The following is a 23713-nucleotide window of genomic DNA, read 5'->3' on the forward strand; positions in this document are numbered from 1 at the left end:
AACGTGCCCCGGGCCTTTTCATCTCTGGCGGAAAAGCCCGAGCCTGCAGCCTGCCACTCTTGCTTTCAACTCATGATCGCGGCATGGTCTGCCGGAATGAAACAATCCGCTCGACCCAAACGCGGGGGAAATCGCCTATGAAGCCATTCGCCGTTCTGACCCTAATCGCAACCGCGGCGGCGCTTGCCTCCTGTCAGTCGTCGCCACGGATCATCGATGACGGTGGACAGCCGGCACGCCAGGCCTCGGGCGTCGAAGGCTCCTGGGTAGACCCGAACGGTATCGTCTCGACATTTGCCGGCGGCACGTTCTCCACGCGCACGACCGACACCAATCAGCTGCTCGCCTCGGGCAACTACGTCAAGACGAGCCCGACCCTTGTCGAGATCAACATGACCTCGCTGGTGCGCAACACCCAGTCCAAGGTCGCCTGCGCTCTTGTCACCCAGAACCAGCTCAATTGCACGACCGATGCCGGTGCGCAGTTCTCGCTGGCGCGACGCGGCTAATACAGCAAACCGGAAACAACAAAAGCCTCCATCCGGAGGCTTTTTTCGTTTCAGCGCCACGACTTAACCTTAACGGTAAACCCGACGACCAGGGCATGGTTTTAACGCTTGAAGTCGCCTCCAAGTGATGAAAACATCCGGCCCGGCAAAGCCACCCCGATCGTGGGGACCGGATCCGTTTCGACGGCCGGATGCGGTCGGACGACAATAGGCAAAAAACAGGAGAACATCATGATCAGACACGTGCGGACCGGCCTGATGACCGCGTCCATTCTTGCCCTTTCCTCGGGCGCAGCCTTCGCCGATTATGAATTGAACATCCTGCATATCAACGACCTTCATTCCCGCATCGAATCGATCAACAAGTTCGATTCCACCTGCTCGGCAGAAGAGGAAGGCAAGAACGAGTGCTTCGGCGGCGTCGCGCGCCTGAAAGCGCTGATCGACCAGAAGCGCCAGGACCTCTCGGGCAAGAACGTGCTGCTCTTGAACGCCGGCGACAACTTCCAGGGCTCGCTGTTCTTCACCACCTACAAGGGCCTTGCGGAAGCCGAATTCCTCAACCTGATGAAGTTCGACGCGATGACCGTCGGCAACCATGAATTCGACGAGAGCGAAGACGGCCTTGCTGGCTTCCTCGACAAGATCGCCTTCCCTGTTGTCACCGCCAACGTGCTGCCGAGCGTCAAGTCGAAGATCGGCGACCGCATCAAGCCGTCGCTCGTGCTCGACGTCGGCGGTCAGAAGGTCGGCATCGTCGGCGCAGTTGCCAACGATACGCCGGAACTCTCCTCCCCCGGCCCGGACATCCTGATCGGCGACGACGTCGCCACCACCACGGCAGCCGTCGAGGAACTGAAGAAGCAGGGCGTCGACAAGATCATCGCGCTCACCCATGTCGGCTATCCGCGCGACCTCGCGGCCATCGCCAAGATCCCGGATGTCGACGTCGTCGTCGGCGGCCACTCGCACAGCCTGCTCTCCAACACCGATGCGAAGGCCGAGGGTCCTTACCCGACGATGGTCGACAACCCCGGCGGCTACAAGGTTCCGGTGGTCCAGGCCGGCTCCTACACCAAGTATCTTGGCGACCTCGTCGTCACCTTCGACGACAAGGGCGTGGTCAAGTCTGCCAAGGGCGACCCGATCCTCGTCGACAGCTCGGTCAAGCCGGATGAGTCCGTGCTTGCCCGCGTCGCCGAACTCGGCAAGCCGATCGAAGAGCTGCGCTCGAAGATCATCGCCAAGACCGAAGCGCCGATCGACGGCTCGCGTGAGAATTGCCGCGCCAAAGAGTGCGAGATGGGCAGCCTGCTTACCGACGCCATGCTCGACCGCGTCAAGGGCCAGGGCGTGACCATCGCCATCACCAACGGCGGCGGTCTGCGCGCTTCCATCGATGCCGGCGACGTTTCGATGGGCGAAGCCATCACCGTGCTGCCGTTCCAGAACACCGTTGCGACCTTCCAGATCAAGGGCGACGGCATTCGTGCAGCGCTTGAAAACGGCCTCAGCAAGCTCGAGGAAGCCGGCGGCCGTTTCCCGCAGGTGGCCGGCATGAAGTTCTCCTTCGACAAGTCGAAGCCGGTCGGCAGCCGCGTCGTCTCGGTCGAGGTGAAGGAGGGCGAGGCCTATGTCCCGCTCGATCCGACCAAGACCTATTCGCTCGTCACCAACAACTACATGCGCAATGGCGGCGACGGCTACGACGTCTTCAAGACTCAGGGTGAAAACGCCTACGACTACGGTCCGGGCCTCGAAACCGTGCTTGCCGACTACCTCGCCGCCCACCAGCCGTTCAAGCCCTATACCGACGGCCGCATCACCGAGGTCGCTTCGGCCGCAGGCGCTGCGACGACCGAACAGCCGGCAACCGAAGCAAAGCCGGCGGCCGACGCCACGGCAGCCCAGCCGGCAACAAGCGCTGCTGGCGGCACCGCGGCAGCGAGCGGCCCGCAGAAGCATGTGATCGCCAAGGGCGACACGCTCTGGGACCTCGCCAAGGCCTTCTACGGCGAAGGCGCACTCTGGAAGAAGATCTCCGACGCCAACGGCAAGCCGGCGCCGCGCGCCCTGCATGTTGGCAAGGAACTGGAGATTCCGGCAAAATAAGACAATTTGCCTCTCCTTTCAGGGCCGGCGCGGGCTTCCCCGCGCCGGCTTTTCTTTTTAGAAGGACTGGAAACCGAAGGAACGAAAGCGGTGTCCCGATACGGGGACCCGACGAGGATGAAGATGACCGATCAGCTTGCCGTGACCACTCCTGCCAACCACCCTTCCGTCAAATCCGGAAAGGTCGGCATCCTGCTGGTCAATCTCGGCACCCCCGACGGCACCGACTACACCTCGATGCGCCGCTACCTGAAGGAGTTTCTGACCGACCGCCGGGTGATCGAATGGTCGCGGCTGTTCTGGTACCCGATCCTGTTCGGCATCGTGCTCAATACCCGCCCCGGCAAGGTCGGCAAGGCCTATGAGACGATCTGGAACAAGGACCTGAACGAAAGCTACCTGCGGACCTACACCCGCAACCAGTCTGAACTGATGGCCAAGTCCTTCGCCGACCAGCCCAACGTGATCGTCGACTGGGGCATGCGCTACGGCCAGCCGTCGATCGCATCGCGCATGGACGCGCTGCAGAAGGCCGGCTGCGAACGCATTCTCGTGTTCCCGCTCTATCCGCAATATGCCGCCGCCACCACGGCCACCGTCAACGACAAGGCCTTCGAGGCGCTTCTGAAAATGCGCTGGCAGCCGGCGCTGCGCACCGTCCCGCCTTACCACGACGACCCCGTCTACATCGACGCGCTGGCGACCTCGATCGAGCGACACCTGGCGACGCTCGACTGGGAGCCGGAAGTGGTGCTCACCTCCTTCCACGGCATTCCGAAGAGCTACTTCGACAAGGGCGACCCCTACTACTGCCAGTGCCAGAAGACCGCGCGGCTGCTGCGCGAGAAGCTCGGCTGGTCGAAGGGCAAGCTCCAGGTCACCTTCCAGTCGCGCTTCGGGCCTGAAGAATGGTTGCAACCCTACACCGACAAGACGGTCGAAAAGCTCGCCCAGGATGGCGTCAAGCGCATCGCCGTGCTCAATCCCGGCTTCGTCTCCGACTGTCTGGAAACACTGGAAGAGATCGCCGAGCAGGCGGCTGAGAGCTTCCATCACAATGGCGGCGAGAAGTTCACCCACATCCCCTGTCTGAACGACAGCGCCGAAGGCATGGCCGTGCTCGAACACGTCGTGCGCCGGGAGCTTGCCGGCTGGCTTTGAGCCTCCTGCCAGCCCACTTGAAAACGGCACGCCGATCACCACCTCAGGATGAAGGAGCCGTGCGCTCGCCCACCGGCGAGTGCGCCTTTCTAACATTTTGAATTTACGCGCAATCCGCGGAAAACCGATTCCGAACGGAAACGGAATACGCTAGACTGCAGCCACAGGTCGAGATTGCAATTTAAGGGGGTATATCTTGGGCGGAATGGATATCGTCGTCATTGGCTTCGTGGTGCTTATCATCCTGGTCCTCTTCATGGGGATCAAGACGGTGCCGCAGGGCTACCGCTATACGATCGAACGCTTTGGTCGTTACACGAAAACGCTTGAGCCTGGTCTCAACCTGATCGTTCCCTTCATCGACCGGATCGGCGCGAAGATGAACGTGATGGAACAGGTGCTCGACGTTCCGACCCAGGAAGTCATCACCAAGGACAATGCCAGCGTCTCGGCCGATGCCGTCGCCTTCTATCAGATCCTGAACGCGGCGCAGGCCGCCTACCAGGTCGCGCATCTGGAAAACGCCATCCTCAACCTGACGATGACCAACATCCGCTCCGTCATGGGCTCGATGGATCTCGATGAGCTCTTGTCCAACCGCGATACGATCAACGACAGGCTGCTGCACGTCGTCGACGAAGCCGCCAGCCCCTGGGGCATCAAGATCACCCGCGTCGAGATCAAGGACATTGCGCCGCCGAAGGACCTGGTCGATGCCATGGCGCGGCAGATGAAGGCCGAGCGCGAAAAGCGCGCCCAGGTGCTGGAAGCCGAAGGTGCCAGAAACGCCCAGATCCTGCGCGCCGAAGGCGCCAAGCAGTCGGCGATCCTGCAGGCCGAAGGCCAGCGTGAAGCAGCCTTCCGCGACGCCGAAGCACGCGAACGTCTGGCGGAAGCCGAGGCGAAGGCGACCAAGATGGTCTCCGAGGCCATTGCGGCCGGCGACGTGCAGGCGATCAACTACTTCGTCGCGCAGAAGTATACCGAAGCGCTCGCTTCGATCGGCACCGCCAACAACCAGAAGATCGTGCTGATGCCGATGGAAGCCTCGGCGCTGATCGGTTCGCTCGGCGGTATCGGCGCCATCGCCAAGGAAGTCTTCGGCAACGGCGACACCACGCCGGCGAGACCGCGCCAGTCGACGCCGCGCACCACGCCGGCCTTCCCGGCCGATCCCTCGCAAGGGAAGTAACCCATGATCGAACGCGCCATTCAAGAACTCGGGCCCTGGAGCTGGTGGGTTCTGGGCTTCGTGCTTCTGGCAGCCGAGCTCGTCGCGCCCGGCGTGTTCCTGATCTGGATCGGCGTTGCGGCCCTTGTCGTCGGCATCCTGTCCCTCCTCCTTTGGGAGGTCGGTTTCTGGATTTGGCAGGTTCAGCTGGTGCTTTTTGCACTGCTGTCGGTGGCGGCCGTTCTGCTCGGCCGCCGCTTCGTTCTCTCCACCTCCGAGACATCCGACGAGCCGCTGTTGAACCAGCGCGCCGAAAGCCTCGTCGGCCGCACGGCGGTATTGGAGAAGCCGATCGCCGAGGGCCGGGGACGGATCCGGCTCGACGACACGTTCTGGATCGTCGAGGGGCCGGACCTGCCGGCCGGCACGCGGGTGCGCGTCGTTTCCACCAACGGCCGCAACCTGACCGTCGAAGGCGTAACCGCAAGCGGCTGATGCCACGACGTTTTTTCCGCTTGGAAACGATTGCTTAACCACGTCGCTTTACGATTGCGAAAGGATTGCAATCAGGCTCGTGGACAAACGGCATATGGTGCCAGGCACATCTCGCTCGACCAAAGGAGACGCGCGGCGTTCGGCCTCGCTGGCGTTGTTGCTGGCTGGCACGGCGCTGCTTGTCCCGGCGTCCCTGAACGCCCAGACCGCCACGACCGCGCCGGCGACGACCTATACTGCCGGCACGGCACCGTCAGCCGTCCCGGCCACGACACCCGCGATCACCGATCCGCAGACGACCGGCGCCGTCAGCGCCGACGACCTGACACCGGCTTCAAACGAGGATTACCTCCGCCTGAACCAGCGCGAGCCGACGCTCGACGGCCTGCGGCTGCGGGCCTATGATCCCGAATACGATCGCGCAGCGGGCATTCGCCTCGGCACCTTCACGCTGCGCCCAAGCGTCAGCGAGACCATCAATCACGAATGGCGCAAAGACGGCGACACCAAGACCAACCGCGGCTATCTCGAAACCGGCATTCGCGGCACCTTGACGTCGGACTGGTCGCGGCATCAGTTGATCGTCACCGGCGAAGGCGTGCTGCAGAACAACATCTCCGGCGAGGGCGAGGAAGAGCCGCGCGCCAATGTCGATGCCGAACTGCGCCTCGATCTCTGGGACGAAACGATCGCCCGCCTGCGCGCCGGCTACAGCTTCGAGCGCGAAGACGCCGACGACCCGAATGCGGTCTCCGACGCCAAGAACCAGTCGGCGGTCAACACCTACCGCCTTGGCGCGGCCGTCGAGCGCGATTTCGGCCTGATACGCGGCTCGGTCGGCATCGATTTCGACCGGCGCACCTACGGTGATGTCGAACTCGAAAACGGCACGAACCTGTCGGTCAAGTATCGAAACCGAAACACCGGCACGCTCACCGCCCGTGTCGGCTACGAACTGTCGCCGGCGCTGATCCCGTTCCTCGAAGCCTCCGTCGGCAAGTCGCTCTACGACCTGCGCCAGGACCCGCTCGGCTTCGAACGTTCCTACCAGACCTATGCCGGACGCGGCGGTATCGAACTCGACCTCGGCGAGAAGCTCTATGGCGAGCTCGGCCTCGGCTACGAGACCTACAATTTCGAAGACGATCGCCTCGGCGACCTCCGCGGCCTCTCGATCGATGGCCGTCTCAACTGGTCGCCGCAACGCGGCACCGACGTGCTCTTCGCCGTTTCGACCGACCTCAACCCGTCGACGACGCCGGGCGATGCCGGCTCGATCGACTACAACTTCACCAACATCATCACCCACCAGATGCGCTCGGACCTGGTCGCGCGACTGACGAACAACCTGACGCTCCGCAACTACCCCTCGAACGCCCGCTCGTCGGACGAGACCACCTGGCGCACCGGCGCCGGCCTCACCTACGACATCAACCGCTATTTGGCGCTGACGGGCGACGTCAGCTACGAGCGTACCACCCGCGATCAGGGCGACACCACCGACATCACCCGTGTCGGCGTCGGGTTGACGCTGCGCCGCTGAGGCAATCCGATCGTCAGATAAAAAAAGCCGCGCCCGATGGGCGCGGCCTTTCTTGCCTTCGAGAAGAGAAAGCCGATTACTTCAGGCTAGCGAACAGGCTCTTCAGCGGACCTTCGACGGTCGGGCGAATGTCGCCACGCTCCAGCGCAAACGCAACGTTTGCCAGGATGAAACCGTCCTTGGCGCCACAGTCGTAGGTATCGCCGCGGAAGTGGTAGGCGGCAAACTGCTGGTTGTCGGAAAGCTTGAGCATGCCGTCGGTCAACTGGATCTCGTTGCCCGCGCCGCGCTCCTGCTTTTCGAGGATCGGGAAGATCTCCGGCTGCAGGATGTAGCGGCCGTTGATGAAGAAGTTCGAGGGAGCCGTACCCGGCGCCGGCTTCTCGACCATCTTGGTGATCTTGAAGCCTTCGCCGACCTTGTCGCCGACGCCGACGATGCCGTATTTGTGCGCCTGGTCCGGCGCGCATTCCTCAACGGCGATGACGTTGCCGCCGCTCTGTTCGTAGAGCTCGACCATGCCCTTCAGGCAGCCCTTTTCACCTTTCATGATCATGTCGGGCAGAAGCAGCGCAAACGGCTCGTTGCCGACCAGATCACGGGCGCACCAGACCGCATGGCCAAGGCCGAGCGGCGCCTGCTGGCGGGTAAAGCTGGTGGTGCCGGCCTTCGGCAGGATGCCGTCGAGCAGGGCGATCTCGGCCTTCTTGTTGCGCTCGCGCAGCGTCTGGTCGAGCTCGACCTGAATGTCGAAATAGTCCTCGATGACGGCCTTGCTGCGGCCGGTCACGAAGATCAGATGCTCGATACCCGCTTCCAGCGCCTCGTCGACCACATATTGAATGACCGGCTTGTCCACCACCGTCAGCATTTCCTTCGGCACGGCCTTTGTCGCCGGCAGGAAACGGGTGCCCAGTCCTGCGACCGGGAACACGGCTTTGCGGACTTTACGCTTGTCGGTCATCGATACCTCCTTGAAAGGATTTCACTCATAACTCTTGCCGAATGGTCCTGGACGTCAATCCGTCCCGAACCATACAGCGCTCCGTAATGGAGCCGCAATCTCTATGCCGTCAGCTGAACACAGCATGAACCGACGAAACAAATGCATATGCGAACTCCACGACCAAGGCTTGACATTTTCTGTGGCCGAAGACGCCACCACATTTTCATGGTAAAGGGTTTGTTGACCACGTTTCTGTAGATTCGTTGCAATCCGGCAATGCAACAAGCGCGGCCGGATCCGAACCAGGAGCCGCCGACGACTGCCCCCACCGTCGAGGCTGGCCCCAGACTGCCACCTTGCGGAATGATTCGGGCCATGACGGCCGAAGCTCCGCAGAGAAACGGAACCGACAGCTGATGATCAGAAACCGCAGGACGTTTTTCCGTCATATCGCAGCCGCCCTCGTCCTATCCGCCGCCACGCTCGGCACCTCCCCCGCGCGCGCCGATACCGGGTTCCAGAACTGGATCAACGAGTTTTACGCGACCGCCGCCCAGGCAGGCATCACCAAGGCAACCTACCGCCAGGCCTTTGCCGGCGTGAAGTCGCCCGACCAGACGGTGATCGAAAAAGCCAACTACCAGCCGGAGTTCAAGCACAAGATCTGGGAATATATCGATTCCCGCGTGAACCCCTACACCAAGCGCGTCGGCCAGGAGATGGCGACCAAGCACGCCCGCACGCTGAACGCGCTGGAGAAACACTTCGGCGTCGACAAGACCATTCTGCTCGCCATCTGGTCGATGGAGTCCAACTACGGCGCCGTGCTGGAGAAGGACGACCGCCTGCACTACGTGCCGCGCGCGCTCGCCACCCTTGCCTATGCGGATCCGAAGCGGTCGAACTACGCCAAGAAGCAGCTGATCGCCGCGCTGAAGATCCTGCAGAAGGGCGATATCACCCCACGTGAGTTGACCGGCTCCTGGGCGGGCGCCATGGGCCACACCCAGTTCATCCCCACGAGCTACCTGCTCTATGCGGTCGACGCAGACGGGAACGGCCACCGCGACATCTGGAATTCGGTGCCAGACGCGCTGGCAACCGCCGCCAACCTTCTGAAGAAGAACGGCTGGCAGCCGGGCGAGACCTGGGGCTACGAGGTCGCGCCGCCGGCCAATGCCGCGAAGTATTCCGGCCAGACGAAGACGCTCAAGGAATGGGCGTCGCTCGGGTTTGCCCGGCCGAACGGCAAGGGCTTCCGCAATGGCAGCACACGTGCCGAGCTCAAGTTGCCGAGCGGTGGCCAGGGCCCGGGCTTCCTGATGACCAAGAACTTCTTCGTCATCAAGCGCTACAACGCGTCGGACAGCTACGCGCTCGGCGTCGGCCTGCTTGCCGACCAGATCGCCGGCTACCAGGGGATGCAACAGCGCTGGCCGCGCCCGGACGGATCGCTTGATATCAGCGAGAAGTTCGAGTTGCAGAACCGGCTGAAGGAGCTTGGCTACTACAGCGGCGAAGTCGACGGCAACTTCGGTTCCGGCTCCAAGGCCGCGATCCAGGCGTTCCAGTCGAAGAACGGGCTGGCGCCGGATGGAGAGCCGACCCAGATGCTGCTGCGGGCGCTGCGCAACTAGCAGGCTCGAAACGGTTTCACGATCTGCGTATCCGTGAGATAAAAGACTGAAAAGGCGCGCTGCATTCCCTGCGGCGCGCTGATCCGTGACAGCGGCCAGACGCCGCCGGAACACGTATGAACGGGCAGAAAAGCAGATGACGAGCAAGCGCAGCAGGCGACAGGGCCGGACGCCGTTCGGGATTGCGACGATCATGATCGCGCTTGCGGCCATGCTCACCGTCAGCCTGTTCGCCAGCTTTGCCGAGGCGCAGGAGCGGGTGCAGCGGCGCAACCTGTTCCAGATGCTCTTTGGCGGACTGAGCCGCGAGCGGCCGGTCTATGAGGACCGGGACTATTTTCCCGAACAGCCGCGCCCGAAGCGCCAGCGCCAGCCGCAACAGCGCCAGAAGGGCCTGGGTCAACAGAAGCAGAAGCCGAAACCTGCCGACACCGCTACCCCGGCGCCCGTGGTGGTGGAAAAGGCGCCGGATGCCAAGAAGGTGCTCGTCGTCGGCGACTTCATGGCCGGCAGCCTTGGCGACGGCCTGAAGACCGCCTTTGAGATGACGCCCGGCATCACCATCGAGACACGCGCGAACGGCTCGTCCGGTCTCGTGCGCGAGGACTATTTCAATTGGCCCGGCACGCTGCCGGGCTATGTCGGCGAAGTGAAGCCGTCGGTCATCATCATCAGCTTGGGCGCCAACGATCGCCAGCAGATGCAGATCGGCAGCACCAAGGAGAAGTTCCGCTCCGACCTTTGGACGGAAGAATATCGCAAGCGCGTCAACGCGCTGGCAGCCCTTGCGCGCAAGGAAAAGCTGCCGGTTCTCTGGGTCGGCATGCCACCGTTCCAGTCCACCGCCATGACCGCCGACATGGTCACCTTCAACGGCATCTACCGCGAGGAAATCGAGAAGGTCGGCGGCCAGTTCGTCGACATCTGGGACGGTTTCGTCGACGAGGGCGGCAAGTTCGTGCTGACCGGGTCCGACATAAACGGCCAGCAGGTGCGCCTGCGCGGCGCCGACGGCGTCAACCTCACCAAGGCCGGCAAGCGCAAGCTCGCCTTCTATGTGGAGAAGGACATCCGCCGGCTGCTCGGCGATGCCGCCGCGACCGACAAGAACGTACCGGGCGCCGACGAACTGAAGGACCTCGTGGTGACCGCACCGCTCGGCAACGAGGATATCGTCAAAACCCAGCCGATCGGGCTGACCGATCCGGCGCTCGACGGCGCCGCATCCCTGCTCGGCAGCGCAGCACCGGACAAGGGCAACGGCAAGAGCCCGCGCGACCTGCTGGTGGGCAAGGGCGACGTCGCCGCCGCCCCGGCCGGCCGCGTCGATGACTTCCGCTTGTCGAAACCGAGCACGGTGATCAGCAACCCGGTGATCCGCAACTAGATCGACGTACAGTCGGCCTTCTGGCCCGGCCACAAAAAAAGCCCCGCATCGCTGCGGGGCTTTTTTCATGCTTGGGAGTGAACTTGCTTAGCGCGGCAGGGTCGTCGAGCCCATCAGCGCCTCATCGATCGCGCGCGCCGCCTGGCGGCCTTCGCGGATCGCCCAGACGACGAGCGACTGGCCGCGGCGCACGTCGCCGGCGGTCCAAAGCTTGTCGACCGAGGTCTTGTAGTCACGCTCGTTGGCAACGACGTTGGTCGAGCCGCGGCGGTCGGTATTGAGCGTCAGCTTGTCGCCGAGGTCCTTGATCACGCTGTTGGTGAAGGGACCGCTGAAACCGATGGCGATAAAGGCGAGATCGGCCTTGATGATGAACTCCGTGCCGGCGACCGGTTTGCGGCGGTCGTCCACCTCGCAGCACTTCACGCCGCTCAGGTTACCGTCCTCGTCGCCGATGAATTCGAGCGTCGCCACCTGGAACTCGCGGATAGCACCTTCGGCCTGGCTGGAGGAGGTGCGCATCTTCGTCGCCCAGAACGGCCAGACGGCAAGCTTGTCTTCCTTTTCCGGCGGCTGCGGGCGGATGTCGAGCTGGGTCACCTTGACCGCACCCTGGCGGAAGGCGGTGCCGACGCAGTCCGACGCGGTATCGCCACCGCCGACGACGACGATGTGCTTGCCGCCGGCAAGGATCGGTTGCGACGGCCAGCCGACGCTGTCGATGTTCTCGCGACCGACACGGCGGTTCTGCTGCACCAGATAGGGCATCGCATCATGAACGCCGGCGAACTGGACGCCCGGAATGCCCGCATCACGCGGGGTCTCGGATCCGCCGCAGTAGAGCACGGCGTCGTGTTCGTCGAGCAGGCGCTGCATCGGCACATCGACGCCGACATTGATGCCGCAATGGAAAGTGACCCCTTCGCCGCGCATCTGATCGACGCGGCGATCGATGAAGTTCTTTTCCATCTTGAAGTCCGGGATACCGTAGCGCAGCAGGCCGCCGGGCTTGGTTTCGCGTTCGTAGACGTGAACCTCGTGGCCGGCGCGGGCAAGCTGCTGGGCCGATGCCATGCCGGCAGGTCCCGAGCCGATGACGGCGACCTTCTTGCCGGTCTTGGTGACGGCCGGCTGCGGCACGATGTAGCCCATCTCGTAGGCCTTGTCGGCGATCGCCTGCTCGACGGTCTTGATCGCCACCGGCGTGTCTTCGAGGTTCAGCGTGCAGGCTTCCTCGCACGGCGCCGGGCAGACGCGACCGGTGAATTCCGGGAAGTTGTTGGTCGAATGCAGGTTGCGGATCGCCTCGTCCCAGTTGCCGTTGTAGACGAGGTCGTTCCAGTCCGGGATCTGGTTGTGCACCGGGCAGCCGGTCGGGCCGTGGCAATAGGGGATGCCACAGTCCATGCAGCGTGCCGCCTGCTTCTGCACTTCCGGTTCTGACATCGGAATGGTGAATTCGCGAAAATGGCGGATGCGGTCGGACGCCGGCTGATACTTTGCCACTTGCCGGTCGATCTCGAGAAATCCAGTTACCTTACCCATCGTTTCATCCTGAAAGCTTTGCGTCTGAACAGGCGCTTTTTGCGTGCGCGCGTGAGAGGCCCCCGAACCGATCTGCAATGAACCGGGAGCCTTGGTCACCGGGGCCTCCTATTCGGCCGCCTCTGCCATTTTCATGCGTTCCATATCCTCGAGCGCACGTCGGTATTCGACCGGCATGACCTTGCGGAATTTCGGCCGGTAATCCGTCCAGTGGTCGAGGATCTCCTTCGCCCGGGGCGAACCCGTGTGGTGAAGGTGATTGGAGATGAGCTGATAAAGCCGCTCCTCGTCATGGCGCGTCATGTCTCCGGACACGTCGACCATGCCCTTGTGCATGATGTCGCCGCCATGGTGGTGCAGCTTCTCCAGCATGTCGTCCTCTTCCGGAACCGGCTGCAGCTCAACCATCGCCATGTTGCAGCGACGGGCGAAATCGCCTTCCTCGTCGAGCACATAGGCGACACCGCCCGACATGCCGGCCGCAAAGTTGCGGCCCGTTCCGCCGAGCACGACGACGACGCCGCCGGTCATGTATTCGCAGCCGTGGTCCCCCACGCCCTCGACGACCGCGACAGCACCGGAGTTGCGCACGGCGAACCGTTCGCCGGCCACGCCGTTGAAGTAGCATTCGCCCGAGATCGCGCCGTAGAGCACGGTGTTGCCGACGATGATCGACTCCTGCGGGACGATCGTCGCGTTTTCCGGCGGACGGACGATGATGCGACCGCCCGACAGGCCCTTGCCGACATAGTCGTTGCCGTCACCCACGAGATCGAAGGTGATGCCGCGTGCGAGGAACGCGCCGAAGGACTGGCCAGCCGTGCCCTTGAGGGTCACGTGGATGGTGTCGTCCTTCAGGCCCTTATGGCCCCAGCGCTTGGCAAGCGCACCGGCAAGCATCGCGCCGGCCGAACGGTCGACGTTCTTGATTTCGGCTTCGATCTTGACCGGCGCCTTGGTTTCGAGCGCGACAGTTGCTTCCTTGATCAGCTTGCGGTCGAGAACGTCGTCGATCGGGTGCTGCTGGCGGGTCGTCCAGTAGGTCTCTTCCTTCTTGGCTTCCACCTTGTGGAAGATCTTCGAGAAGTCGAGGCCATTGGCCTTCCAGTGCGCCAGCGCACCGTCCTTTTCGAGCAGTTCCGAAGCGCCGACGATGTCGTTGAGCTTCTTGACGCCGAGCGACGCCAGGATCTCGCGCACTTCCTCGGCGACGAAGAAGAAGTAGTTGATGACGTGCTCGGCCGTGCCCTTGAAGCGCTTGCGCAGCACCGGATCCTGGGTCGCAACGCCGACGGGACAGGTGTTGAGGTGGCACTTGCGCATCATGATGCAGCCGGCGGCGATCAGCGGGGCGGTCGCAAAGCCGAATTCGTCGGCACCGAGCAGGGCGCCGATGATGACGTCGCGGCCGGTCTTGAGACCACCATCGACCTGAAGGGCGACGCGCGAGCGGAGGCCGTTCAGCACCAGCGTCTGCTGGGTTTCGGCTAGGCCGATTTCCCAGGGGCTGCCGGCGTGCTTCAGCGAGGTCAGCGGCGAAGCGCCGGTACCGCCGTCGAAGCCGGCAACGGTGATGTGGTCGGCGCGCGCCTTGGCAACGCCGGCGGCAACCGTGCCGACGCCGACTTCCGAAACGAGCTTGACCGAGACATCCGCTTCCGGATTGACGTTCTTCAGATCGTAGATCAGCTGCGCCAGGTCTTCGATCGAATAGATGTCATGGTGCGGCGGCGGCGAGATCAGGCCGACGCCCGGGGTCGAATGGCGGGTCTTGGCAACCGTCGCATCGACCTTGTGGCCCGGCAGCTGTCCGCCTTCGCCAGGCTTGGCCCCTTGCGCCACCTTGATCTGCAGCATGTCGGCATTGACCAGGTACTCGGTGGTCACACCGAAGCGCCCGGAGGCGATCTGCTTGATCGCCGAACGTTCCGGGTTCATCGAACCATCGGGCAGCGGCAGGTAGCGATCGCTCTCCTCGCCGCCTTCGCCGGTGTTCGACTTGCCGCCGATCCGGTTCATGGCGATCGCCAGCGTCGTATGCGCCTCGCGGCTGATCGAGCCGAAGGACATGGCCCCGGTCGAGAAGCGCTTGACGATATCGACGGCCGGCTCGACCTCGTCGACCGAGATCGGCTTGCGGCCAAGAGCCTCGGCGCTCTTGATCGTGAACAGGCCACGAATGGTGTTCATGCGCAGCGCCGAGTTGTTCACCATTTCGGCGAATTCGCGGTAGCGGTCATCTGCATTGCCGCGCACGGCGTGCTGCAGCGAGGCGATCGCGTCCGGCGTCCAGGCGTGGCTTTCGCCGCGCATGCGGAAGGCATATTCGCCGCCGATGTCGAGCGAGTTGGCGAGAACCGGGTCGGCACCGAAGGCCGCCTTGTGGCGGGCGACGGTTTCGGCGGCGATCTCTTCGAGGCCGATGCCCTCGATCGTCGTCGCCGTGCCGAAGAAGAACTGATCGACAAGCTTCGACGACAGGCCGACGGCGTCGAAGATCTGCGCGCCGCAATAGGACTGGTAGGTCGAGATGCCCATCTTGGACATCACCTTGAGGATGCCCTTACCGACCGCCTTGATGTAGCGGTAGACCACTTCGCTGCCGTCGACTTCCTTGGGGAACTCGCCGCGCTTGTGCATGTCGGTGAGCGTATCGAAGGCGAGGTAGGGGTTGATCGCCTCGGCGCCGTAGCCGGCGAGCAGGCAGAACTGATGTACTTCGCGCGGTTCGCCGGATTCCAGCACGATGCCGACCGACGTGCGCAGGCCCTTGCGGATCAGGTGGTGGTGCACCGCAGCGGTCGCAAGCAGCGCCGGGATCGCCACGCGGTCCGGACCGACCTGACGGTCCGACAGCACGATGATGTTGTAGCCACCCTTAACCGCCGCTTCCGCACGCTCGCAGAGCCGGTCGAGCATTTCGGGCATGCCTTCGGCACCGCGCGAAATGTCATAGGTAAAGTCGAGCGTCTTGGTGTCGAAACGATCCTCGGTGTGACCGATCGAACGGATCTTTTCGAGATCGCCATTGGTCAGGATCGGCTGGCGCACTTCAAGACGCTTGGCATGCGCCATGCCCTCGTGGTCGAGGATGTTCGGACGCGGGCCGATGAAGGAGACGAGGCTCATCACCAGCTCTTCGCGGATCGGGTCGATCGGCGGATTGGTGACCTGCGCGAAGTTCTGCTTGAAATAGGTGTAGAGCAGCTTGCGCTTGTCCGACATCGCCGAGATCGGCGTGTCGGTGCCCATCGAGCCGATCGCTTCCTGACCGGTCGTCGCCATCGGCGACATCAGGATCTTGGTGTCTTCGAGCGTGTAGCCGAAGGCCTGCTGGCGGTCGATCAAAGAGACGTCGCGACGGAGCGCACGCGGCTCCACCGGCTTCAGTTCTTCGAGGATGAGCTGGGTGTCTTCGAGCCACTTGCTGTAGGGGTGCTTCTGGGCAAGCGACGACTTCACCTCCTCGTCGGAGATGATGCGGCCCTGCTCCATATCGATCAGGAGCATCTTGCCCGGCTGCAGCCGCCACTTCTTGACGATCTTGTCTTCGTCGACCGGCAGCACGCCGGCTTCCGACGCGAGGATGACGCGGTCGTCAGAGGTGACGATGTAGCGGGCCGGACGCAGACCGTTGCGGTCGAGCGTCGCGCCGACCTGACGACCGTCGGTAAAGGCGACAGCCGCCGGACCGTCCCACGGCTCCATCAGCGCTGCGTGGTATTCGTAAAACGCCTTGCGTTCAGGCGACATCAACTGGTTGCCGGCCCAGGCCTCGGGGATCAGCATCATGACGGCATGCGACAGCGAATAGCCGCCCTGCACCAGGAATTCGAGCGCGTTATCGAAGCAGGCGGTGTCCGACTGGCCTTCGTAGGAGATCGGCCAGAGCTTGGAGATGTCGTCGCCGAAGAGCGGCGAGGAGACCGAAGCCTGGCGCGCCGCCATCCAGTTGACGTTGCCGCGCAGCGTGTTGATTTCGCCGTTGTGCGCGACCATGCGATAGGGGTGCGCAAGCTTCCACGACGGGAAGGTGTTGGTCGAGAAGCGCTGATGGACGAGCGCCACCGCACTTTCGAACCGCGGATCGGCCAGGTCCTTATAATAGGCGCCGACCTGATAGGCGAGGAACATGCCCTTGTAGACGATCGTCGAGGACGACAGCGACACCGGGTAGAAGTTGCTCTCCTCGCCCTTGTATTCGTCATAGATGCGGTTGGAGATAACCTTGCGCAGCGTAAAGAGACGCCGCTCGAACTCCGGGTTCGTGGCGGCGTCGCGGCCGGCGCCGACGAAGATCTGGACATGGCGCGGCTCGGTCGCGGCGATTTCCGGCGCCTTCGACAGCGACGCGTTGTCGACCGGCACATCGCGGTAACCGATGAGCACCTGGCCCTCTTCCGTGACGACGTCCTTGATCACCTGCTTGAAGTGTTCGACCAGCGCATCGTCCTGCGGCATGAAGATGTGGCCGACAGCATATTCGCCTGCCTTCGGCAGGGTGATGCCTTGCTTGGCCATCTCCTCGCGGAAGAAGCGGTCGGGAATTTGCACGAGGATGCCCGCACCGTCACCCATCAGCGGGTCGGCGCCGACGGCACCGCGGTGCGTCAGGTTTTCGAGCATGAAGAGACCGTCGCGCACGATCTGGTGCGACTTCTGGCCCTTCATATGGGCGACGAAGCCGACGCCGCAGGCGTCATGCTCGTTGCGCGGATCGTAGAGCCCCTGTTTTCGCGGCAGGCCAGTCGGGAATGCGGGCGTTTTTTCAGCCGTCGCAACGCTGTGTGCGAGGTTGAGCCCAGATTGCTGTGATGGCGAATGATCCGTCATCGTTTTCCCTCCTGTTGAACCCGGCACCGCCGGGCATGGCACCGCCCGCGCATGACTCTTCGTTGCGCGCAAAGGCACGCCGAAAAGCCGGGGCACTCATCGTCTCATGATCCTGATCAGGTCGCAAATAAGCACGGCATCATCAGGCACTGATGTCTGCGACCATCCTGACGGCAGGCGATAACAACCGGATGAAATCCGGTTAATCCTCCCGCTTCGCACGCCGGCTGCCACTTTTTTAGGCACTCACGGCGATTGTTCCGGTCCCTAGACCGAAATAGGACAGCAAACCTGTCCTATTTCATGTGCTCTATGCCAGAAACCACCCCCCTCCGCAAGAGGCATATCAGCAAATAATAGAGAAGATTTTGCCGAACATTGCCGGAAATTTCCGGCTTTTATAATTTAATTACGGCATATCGTCGTTTTCTTCATTTTGGTTTCAAACTGGTCTCCTGTTGGCCTTTCGGCCTCTCACCGTGATTGATCCGGCTATAAACTCGGCTAAGGTCGGCAAAAGCCGTCGAAATGACGGTGAAACAGGGTGAGAAGTGATGATTTTTTCGTCTGATAACTGGGCTGGCGCCCATCCCGCGATCGCCGAAAGCCTGATGGCGCATGCCGGCGGCTACGCATCGGCCTATGGCACCAGCGAGCTCGACCGGAAGGTGGAAAAGAAGTTCGCGGAGATTTTCGAAAGGGAGGTCGCCGTCTTCTTCGTCGGCACCGGGACGGCCGCCAATTCGCTGGCGCTGGCAACAGCCAACCGCGCCGGCGGTGTCGCCTTCTGCCATCGCGAGGCCCATGTCATCGCTGACGAATGCGGTGCGCCCGAGTTCTTTTCGCATGGCGCCCGACTGAAACCCGTCGACGGATCGCGGGGCAAGATGGAGGCCTCCCGCCTTGAAGCCGAGATCCGCCGCTTCCCGCTCGACAACGTCCACGGCGGCCAGCCCAGTGCGGTATCGCTGACGCAGGCGACGGAAAGCGGCACGGTCTATTCGCTCACTGAGATCGAGGCGATCTCGGCCGTCGCCAAGGCGCACAAGCTGCCGCTGCACATGGACGGTGCGCGTTTTGCCAATGCGCTCGTCAGCCTCGGCACCACGCCCGCCGAAATGACCTGGAAGCGCGGCATCGACCTCGTTTCCTTCGGCGGCACCAAGAACGGCTGCTGGTGCGCCGAGGCGCTGGTGCTGTTCGACCTCTCCAAGGCGCATGAGATGCACTTCCTGCGCAAGCGCTCCGCCCAGCTCTTTTCCAAGTCGCGCTTCGTCTCGGCGCAGTTCGACGCCTACTTCGCAGGCGATCTCTGGCTGAACCTCGCCCGTCACGCCAACGCCATGGCCACGCGTCTCGCCGAAGGCATTGCCGCCTCCAAGTCGAGCCGGCTTGCCTGGCAGGCCGATGCCAACGAGGTCTTCGCCATCATCAGCAAGGATGTGGCGACGAAGCTCAGGCAGGATGGCGCCGTCTTCTACGACTGGCCGGTGCCGCACGATCTCGAGGGCAAGCTTGCCAAGAACGAGGGGCTCTATCGCCTCGTCACCAGCTTTGCGACCAAGGCCGAGGACATCGACCGCTTCGTCGCCGGCTGCTGACCCCTTCCCTCAACCCTGCCCTTGCAGGGTCCTCAGATTGGCGAGGATTTCGACCGAGAGTGCTGCACTCAGCTTTCGGTCGACGCCCTTGCTCGGCACCAGCACGAATTCCACGTCTTCGAGCGGCGGCAGGAGGCCGGCAGGGATTTCCTTCAGCCCTGACGGCACCATGCTGCGCGGCTGCACGAGCACGCCCATGCCGGCGCGGGCCGCCGCCGTCAGGCCGCTAAGGCTGCCGCAGGTGCACACGATCCGCCACGGCAGGCGGTTCCGGTCGAGCACTTCGAGCGCGACGCTGCGGGTGATGCTCGGCGGCGGAAAGGCGATCAGCGGCAGCACCTTGTCACGCTTGATCCTTTCGGGATCGCGCGCCAGCCACACCAGCGGTTCGCGATAGACGAGCTCGCCCCTGATATCGCCGAGGCGGCGCTTGGCGAGCACGAGGTCGATCTCGCCATTGTCCTGCATCTGGTAGAGCACGCCACTCAGGGCCACCGTCAGTTCGAGGTCGACCGACGGGTGGGCGCGCACGAAATCTTCGAGCACCGCCGGCAGCCGGCTCATGACGAAATCCTCGGAGACCCCGAGGCGGAGACGGCCGCGCAAGCTGCTTTCGGCAAACAGCGCCCGCACTTCACCGTCGATCGCCAGCATCGACCGCGCATGGGCAAGCAACGCCTGCCCGTCCGCCGTCAGCGAAACGCGGTGCGTGTCGCGGTCGACGAGTGTGCGCCCAAGCGAAGCCTCGAGCCGCTGGATATGCTGACTGACCGTCGATTGCCCAAGCGACAGTTTTTCCGCTGCAAGCGTGAAACTGCCCATCTGTTCGAGGGCGACGAAACTGCGCAACTGCACGAGATCCAACATGGCTCATCTCATTTCGTGATAACTGTTATTCCTTGCATCCTGCTTCACAATGAGCGATCCCCGCAAGACGTTCGTTAACGAGCAAGTGAGCTGAGATGCGCCGCTACCTTCCCGATACCTTCACGATCCTGCTTCTGGCGACGGTGCTGCTTGCATCCGTCCTGCCGATCCATGGCGAGGCAACCGAGTGGTTCGGACTGGCGACGAAGGTGGCCGTCGGCATGGTCTTCTTCCTGCACGGCGCGCGCCTGTCGCACGACGTGGTGATCGCGGGCATCCTGCATTGGCGGCTGCACCTGACGATCCTCGCCTCGACCTTCGTGCTCTTCCCGCTGATCGGCCTTGCGATCGGTTTCGTGCCGGAATCGATCCTGCCGCAGTCGCTCTATACCGGCATCCTCTTCCTCTGCGTGCTGCCCTCGACGGTGCAGTCGTCGATCGCCTTCACCTCGATGGCCGGCGGCAACGTGCCGGCGGCGATCTGCTCGGCGTCGGCCTCCAACATTTTCGGCATGTTCCTGACGCCGCTGCTCGTCGGGTTGCTGTTTTCCGCCGGCGGCCATGGCACCGTCACGCTCGACGCGGTCAAGCAGATCCTGTTGCAGCTGCTCGCTCCCTTCGTCATCGGCCAGATGCTGCAGCCCTTGATCGGCAACTGGATCCGCGCCCGCAAGGGACTGTTGGCTCCGGTCGATCGCGGCTCGATCCTGATGGTCGTCTATCTCGCCTTCAGCCAGGCGGTGACGTCGGGCCTGTGGCAGACGTTCTCGCTGACCGATCTCGGTGTGCTCGTCGTCATCGAAATCGTCATGCTGGCGATCGTGCTCGCCGTCACCATGTATGGCAGCCGCCTGCTCGGTTTCGACAAGGCCGACGAGATTGCTATCACCTTCTGCGGCTCGAAGAAGAGCCTGGCGAGCGGCGTGCCGATGGCAAGCGCCATCTTCGCCGGCCAGAACATCGGCGCGATCGTGCTGCCGGTCATGCTGTTCCACCAGATCCAGCTGATGGCCTGCGCGGTGATCGCGCAGCGCTACGCAGCGAGGAAAGCGGCGACCTCCGCGGTGCCGGTGCCGGCCCAGACCTGATCCAACCCTGATTGATCCGACAACAAAAAACGGCGCCCTGATGGACGCCGTTCTTTGTGGGAGGTCTGTTTCGTGCCCTGGTCGGGCATGATGTTTAGAGGGTCTGGGCCTCGATCTGCTTCGGCTGCGATGCAACGGACGCGATCTCGATCCGGCGGGGCTTGGCGGCTTCCGGGATCTCGCGGGTAAGGTCGATATGCAGCAAGCCGTTCTTCAGCGAAGCCGACTTGATCTCCACGTGATCGGCGAGCTGGAAGCGGCGCTCGAAGGCGCGCTTGGCAATACCGCGATGGAGAAACTGGCTTTCTTCGCCCTTGTCCTCGGCCTTTTCGCCCTTGACCGTCAACGTGTGTTCACGCGCCTCGATCGAAAGCTCGCTCTCGTCGAAACCGGCAACGGCCATGGTGATGCGGTAGGCGTTTTCGCCGGTGCGCTCGATGTTGTAGGGCGGATAAGTCTGGGCTTCACCGGGTTGGCCGAGGCTGTCGAGCATGGTGAACAGGCGGTCGAAACCAACGGTGGAACGGTAAAGGGGGGAGAAATCGAAGTGACGCATGGTGTCCTCCTTGGAGCAACGTTTGCGATGTCTGGTCGGCCACCCCATTCTGGCAGTGGCAGGACCGGTGAACGGACCCGTCTTTGGCGCCCGTGACCCTGATTTGGGGAGGCGATTTGACGACTTCAAGACGCGCCCGCCGACGATTTTTCCGTGAACCCGACATGAACGCCGGTTTCGGCTGCCGTTCAGCCCGGCGGGACTAAAACGAAATCCTGGGCCGCAACGCCCAGGCTGAAGTGACATGTCCCTTCCCCTTCAGCGGCCGGAAACGGTGATCGTCCGGATTTCACCCACCGTTTCCGGCTTTTTTCTTTGACGGCGAAGACCCTGCCGCCTATCCCTTGATGCTATCGATCAACACGCTTTCACCTCCGGCCACGACCCCATGACCTCGATCCTCCACGCGACACCGGACAATCCGATCCCGGACAATCATGTCGCAGGTTTTTTCGATGGCATCGGCGGCCGCAAGATCCGCTATGCGATCTTCAAGACCAAGCAGCCGGTGGCGCGCGGCACGGTCGTGCTGCTGCAAGGCCGCAACGAATCGATCGAGAAATACTTCGAGACGATCGCCGATCTGACTGCGGCCGGCCTCTGGGTCGCTACCTTCGACTGGCGTGGCCAGGCAGGCTCCGAGCGGCTGCTGACGCACTCCGGACGCGGTTATGTCGACCACTTCTCCGATTACGAGCGCGATCTCAGCACCTTCCTCGAACAGATCGTGCTGCCCGATACCCGCCTGCCCTTCTCGATCGTCGCCCATTCCATGGGCGCGCTCGTGGCCTTGTCGCTCGCACCGATGCTGGCAAGCCGCATCGACCGGCTGGCGGTGCTGGCCCCCTTCGTCGGCCTTGGCGGCCAGGCGCTCGGCGAAAGGAGCATTGCGATGGTCGCGACCTTCATGCGGCTGGTCGGCCTCGGCGCCCTGCCGGCACACCCCGACAAGGGCAATCGCCCCTTCGAAAACAACGTGCTGACAGCGGACCGCCGCCGCTACGCCCGCAACATAGCGCTGACCGACGCGCATCCGGAACTGAGGCTCGGGCCCCCGACGGCGCGCTGGCTGAGCGAGGCTTTCCACGCCATGCGCCGGATCCTCCGCCGCGAACATCTGACCCGCATCACCCTGCCGACGATCATCCTGGCACCGACGGCCGATCGGCTGGTGCCCCATGTCGCCGTCGAATGGCTGGCGCGCAACTTCCGCGCCGCCCAGATGATCCCGATCGATGGCGCCCGGCATGAACTGCTGCACGAGGCGGACCGCTATCGCGCCCAGGCGATGGCGGCGATCCTCGCCTTCGTCATCCCCGAAGAAGGCGACGCGCGCGAAACCACCGCCGCCTGAAGCCAGCGCTCGCGCTCCCGACAACGCCGCACGCCCTATCGGACGTACGAAGGTCTCTGTAACACTGTGATTTTACGGATATCTGCAGCCGTTGCGCGAGGCGCAGCGCGCATCAGCCCTTCAGGATTTCCAGCGCCTGCGCGTGCAGTTCGGCATTGCCGGCCGCAATGACTTCGCCGCCCATTTCCGCCGGGCCGCCCTGCCAGTTGGTGACGATACCGCCGGCCTGCTCGATCAGCGGAATGAGCCCACCGACATCATAGGGTTTCAGCCCGCATTCGATCACCAGATCGACATGGCCGGCAGCCAGAAGCGCAAAGGCGTAGCAATCGCAGCCGTAGCGGAACAGCCGCACCTTGCTTTGCACCGCCTCGTAGCGGGTTTTGAGATCGCCGGAATAGAGGTGCGGCGAGGTGGTGAAAAGCACTGCGTCGTCCAGCGACTTGCAGGCGCGCGTCGAAAGCACCTGCTCGCCACCCGGTTCACGGTAGATCGATTTCGTGCCGTCGGCGAAGTAGCGCTCGCCGGTGAAAGGCTGGTCCATCAGGCCCATGACCGCATCGCCATTGCGATAGAGGCCCACCAGCGTGCCCCAGACCGGCAGGCCGGAAATGAAGGCGCGCGTGCCGTCGATCGGGTCGATGACCCAGACATATTCGCGGTCGAGACCGACATTGCCGTGCTCTTCGCCAAGAATGCCGTGCTCCGGAAAATGCGCCTCGATCAGCGCGCGGATCGCCGCTTCCGCCGATTGGTCCGCTTCCGTCACCGGATCGAAGCCGCTTTCGAGCTTGTTGACGACGCTGGTCCCGATCCGAAAGCGCGGCAGGGTTTCCGCCTTGGCGGCATCTGCAAGACGATCGAAGAAGGCGCGGTCAGGCAACATGGCGATCTCTCTGAAAAACATG

17 protein-coding genes are annotated in these 23713 nt (G+C 63.2%); 11 read left to right on the plus strand and 6 right to left on the minus strand.

The features are described from left to right. Positions 1-137: 137 nt before the first annotated feature. The 6 genes from omp10 to ACIQUG_RS28075 all read left to right on the plus strand — a co-directional run bounded on the left by omp10 (position 138) and on the right by ACIQUG_RS28075 (position 6991). On the plus strand, positions 138-509 hold the full coding sequence (gene omp10, locus ACIQUG_RS28050; protein ID WP_043610649.1) for an outer membrane lipoprotein Omp10: 372 nt from the start codon (positions 138-140) through the stop codon (positions 507-509). A 231-nt stretch (positions 510-740) separates the two neighbouring features. Further along, positions 741-2621, plus strand: a complete 1881-nt coding sequence (locus ACIQUG_RS28055; RefSeq protein WP_402325494.1) for a 5'-nucleotidase C-terminal domain-containing protein — start codon at positions 741-743, stop codon at positions 2619-2621. Positions 2622-2744: 123 nt separating this feature from the next. After that, the gene (gene hemH / locus ACIQUG_RS28060) at positions 2745-3782 is read left to right on the plus strand and encodes a ferrochelatase (protein ID WP_402325496.1); all 1038 of its coding nucleotides are present in this window, start codon (positions 2745-2747) and stop codon (positions 3780-3782) included. A 196-nt stretch (positions 3783-3978) separates the two neighbouring features. Further along, positions 3979-4974 carry an SPFH domain-containing protein gene (locus tag ACIQUG_RS28065; RefSeq protein WP_156133928.1) on the plus strand — a complete coding sequence of 332 codons (996 nt, stop codon included), beginning with the start codon at positions 3979-3981 and terminating at the stop codon, positions 4972-4974. Between the two features lie 3 nt (positions 4975-4977). Next, on the plus strand, positions 4978-5448 hold the full coding sequence (locus ACIQUG_RS28070) for an NfeD family protein (protein WP_402325498.1): 471 nt from the start codon (positions 4978-4980) through the stop codon (positions 5446-5448). A 94-nt stretch (positions 5449-5542) separates the two neighbouring features. After that, a complete protein-coding gene (locus ACIQUG_RS28075) occupies positions 5543-6991 on the plus strand; it encodes an outer membrane beta-barrel protein (RefSeq protein ID WP_402325500.1) in 1449 nt (482 codons plus the stop codon). 76 nt (positions 6992-7067) lie between these two features. Here ACIQUG_RS28075 and galU read toward each other — a convergent pair whose 3' ends face one another. Next, the gene (galU, locus tag ACIQUG_RS28080) at positions 7068-7955 is read right to left on the minus strand and encodes a UTP--glucose-1-phosphate uridylyltransferase GalU (RefSeq protein WP_402325502.1); all 888 of its coding nucleotides are present in this window, start codon (positions 7953-7955) and stop codon (positions 7068-7070) included. Between the two features lie 398 nt (positions 7956-8353). Between galU and ACIQUG_RS28085 the strand changes: the two genes are divergently transcribed. Next, positions 8354-9574: a lytic murein transglycosylase gene (locus ACIQUG_RS28085; RefSeq protein WP_402325504.1), complete on the plus strand. Its 1221-nt coding sequence runs from the start codon at positions 8354-8356 to the stop codon at positions 9572-9574. A 136-nt stretch (positions 9575-9710) separates the two neighbouring features. Beyond that, on the plus strand, positions 9711-10961 hold the full coding sequence (locus ACIQUG_RS28090; RefSeq protein ID WP_402325506.1) for a DUF459 domain-containing protein: 1251 nt from the start codon (positions 9711-9713) through the stop codon (positions 10959-10961). 87 nt (positions 10962-11048) lie between these two features. On the opposite strand, the gene ACIQUG_RS28095 is transcribed toward ACIQUG_RS28090, so the two are convergent. Both ACIQUG_RS28095 and gltB read right to left on the minus strand, forming a co-directional pair. Continuing rightward, a complete protein-coding gene (locus tag ACIQUG_RS28095; RefSeq protein WP_402325508.1) occupies positions 11049-12506 on the minus strand; it encodes a glutamate synthase subunit beta in 1458 nt (485 codons plus the stop codon). 108 nt (positions 12507-12614) lie between these two features. Then, positions 12615-17339 (minus strand): glutamate synthase large subunit, encoded by a 4725-nt coding sequence (gene gltB, locus ACIQUG_RS28100; protein ID WP_402325510.1) that lies wholly within the window; start codon positions 17337-17339, stop codon positions 12615-12617. Between the two features lie 554 nt (positions 17340-17893). Here gltB and ACIQUG_RS28105 point away from each other — a divergent pair. Continuing rightward, entirely contained in the window at positions 17894-18940 is a 1047-nt protein-coding gene (locus ACIQUG_RS28105) for a threonine aldolase family protein (RefSeq protein ID WP_402325512.1), read from the plus strand. Between the two features lie 9 nt (positions 18941-18949). Here ACIQUG_RS28105 and ACIQUG_RS28110 read toward each other — a convergent pair whose 3' ends face one another. Next, positions 18950-19807, minus strand: a complete 858-nt coding sequence (locus ACIQUG_RS28110) for a LysR family transcriptional regulator (RefSeq protein WP_402325514.1) — start codon at positions 19805-19807, stop codon at positions 18950-18952. 95 nt (positions 19808-19902) lie between these two features. Between ACIQUG_RS28110 and ACIQUG_RS28115 the strand changes: the two genes are divergently transcribed. Continuing rightward, positions 19903-20895, plus strand: coding sequence for a bile acid:sodium symporter family protein (locus ACIQUG_RS28115; protein WP_402325516.1), 993 nt, complete (start codon positions 19903-19905; stop codon positions 20893-20895). Between the two features lie 94 nt (positions 20896-20989). On the opposite strand, the gene ACIQUG_RS28120 is transcribed toward ACIQUG_RS28115, so the two are convergent. Beyond that, entirely contained in the window at positions 20990-21451 is a 462-nt protein-coding gene (locus tag ACIQUG_RS28120; protein ID WP_034786801.1) for an Hsp20 family protein, read from the minus strand. A 388-nt stretch (positions 21452-21839) separates the two neighbouring features. Here ACIQUG_RS28120 and ACIQUG_RS28125 point away from each other — a divergent pair, with 388 nt between their 5' ends. Then, positions 21840-22805 carry an alpha/beta fold hydrolase gene (locus tag ACIQUG_RS28125; protein WP_402325519.1) on the plus strand — a complete coding sequence of 322 codons (966 nt, stop codon included), beginning with the start codon at positions 21840-21842 and terminating at the stop codon, positions 22803-22805. A 112-nt stretch (positions 22806-22917) separates the two neighbouring features. Here ACIQUG_RS28125 and hisN read toward each other — a convergent pair whose 3' ends face one another. Further along, positions 22918-23691: a histidinol-phosphatase gene (gene hisN, locus ACIQUG_RS28130; RefSeq protein ID WP_402325701.1), complete on the minus strand. Its 774-nt coding sequence runs from the start codon at positions 23689-23691 to the stop codon at positions 22918-22920. Between the last annotated feature and the right edge of the window lie 22 nt (positions 23692-23713).

It is taken from the genome of Ensifer sp. NPDC090286 (assembly GCF_044769565.1).
GTDB lineage: Bacteria > Pseudomonadota > Alphaproteobacteria > Rhizobiales > Rhizobiaceae > Ensifer.

What these genes read in the sequence shown, in the direction of transcription:
- omp10 (WP_043610649.1), top strand. Translation starts at nt 138, where the DNA reads ATGAAGCCATTCGCCGTTCTGACCCTAATCGCAACCGCGGCGGCGCTT.
- ACIQUG_RS28055 (WP_402325494.1), top strand. Translation starts at nt 741, where the DNA reads ATGATCAGACACGTGCGGACCGGCCTGATGACCGCGTCCATTCTTGCC.
- hemH (WP_402325496.1), top strand. Translation starts at nt 2,745, where the DNA reads ATGACCGATCAGCTTGCCGTGACCACTCCTGCCAACCACCCTTCCGTC.
- ACIQUG_RS28070 (WP_402325498.1), top strand. Translation starts at nt 4,978, where the DNA reads ATGATCGAACGCGCCATTCAAGAACTCGGGCCCTGGAGCTGGTGGGTT.
- ACIQUG_RS28075 (WP_402325500.1), top strand. Translation starts at nt 5,543, where the DNA reads ATGGTGCCAGGCACATCTCGCTCGACCAAAGGAGACGCGCGGCGTTCG.
- galU (WP_402325502.1), bottom strand. Translation starts at nt 7,955, where the DNA reads ATGACCGACAAGCGTAAAGTCCGCAAAGCCGTGTTCCCGGTCGCAGGA.
- ACIQUG_RS28085 (WP_402325504.1), top strand. Translation starts at nt 8,354, where the DNA reads ATGATCAGAAACCGCAGGACGTTTTTCCGTCATATCGCAGCCGCCCTC.
- ACIQUG_RS28090 (WP_402325506.1), top strand. Translation starts at nt 9,711, where the DNA reads ATGACGAGCAAGCGCAGCAGGCGACAGGGCCGGACGCCGTTCGGGATT.
- ACIQUG_RS28095 (WP_402325508.1), bottom strand. Translation starts at nt 12,506, where the DNA reads ATGGGTAAGGTAACTGGATTTCTCGAGATCGACCGGCAAGTGGCAAAG.
- gltB (WP_402325510.1), bottom strand. Translation starts at nt 17,339, where the DNA reads ATGACGGATCATTCGCCATCACAGCAATCTGGGCTCAACCTCGCACAC.
- ACIQUG_RS28105 (WP_402325512.1), top strand. Translation starts at nt 17,894, where the DNA reads ATGATTTTTTCGTCTGATAACTGGGCTGGCGCCCATCCCGCGATCGCC.
- ACIQUG_RS28110 (WP_402325514.1), bottom strand. Translation starts at nt 19,807, where the DNA reads ATGTTGGATCTCGTGCAGTTGCGCAGTTTCGTCGCCCTCGAACAGATG.
- ACIQUG_RS28115 (WP_402325516.1), top strand. Translation starts at nt 19,903, where the DNA reads ATGCGCCGCTACCTTCCCGATACCTTCACGATCCTGCTTCTGGCGACG.
- ACIQUG_RS28120 (WP_034786801.1), bottom strand. Translation starts at nt 21,451, where the DNA reads ATGCGTCACTTCGATTTCTCCCCCCTTTACCGTTCCACCGTTGGTTTC.
- ACIQUG_RS28125 (WP_402325519.1), top strand. Translation starts at nt 21,840, where the DNA reads ATGACCTCGATCCTCCACGCGACACCGGACAATCCGATCCCGGACAAT.
- hisN (WP_402325701.1), bottom strand. Translation starts at nt 23,691, where the DNA reads ATGTTGCCTGACCGCGCCTTCTTCGATCGTCTTGCAGATGCCGCCAAG.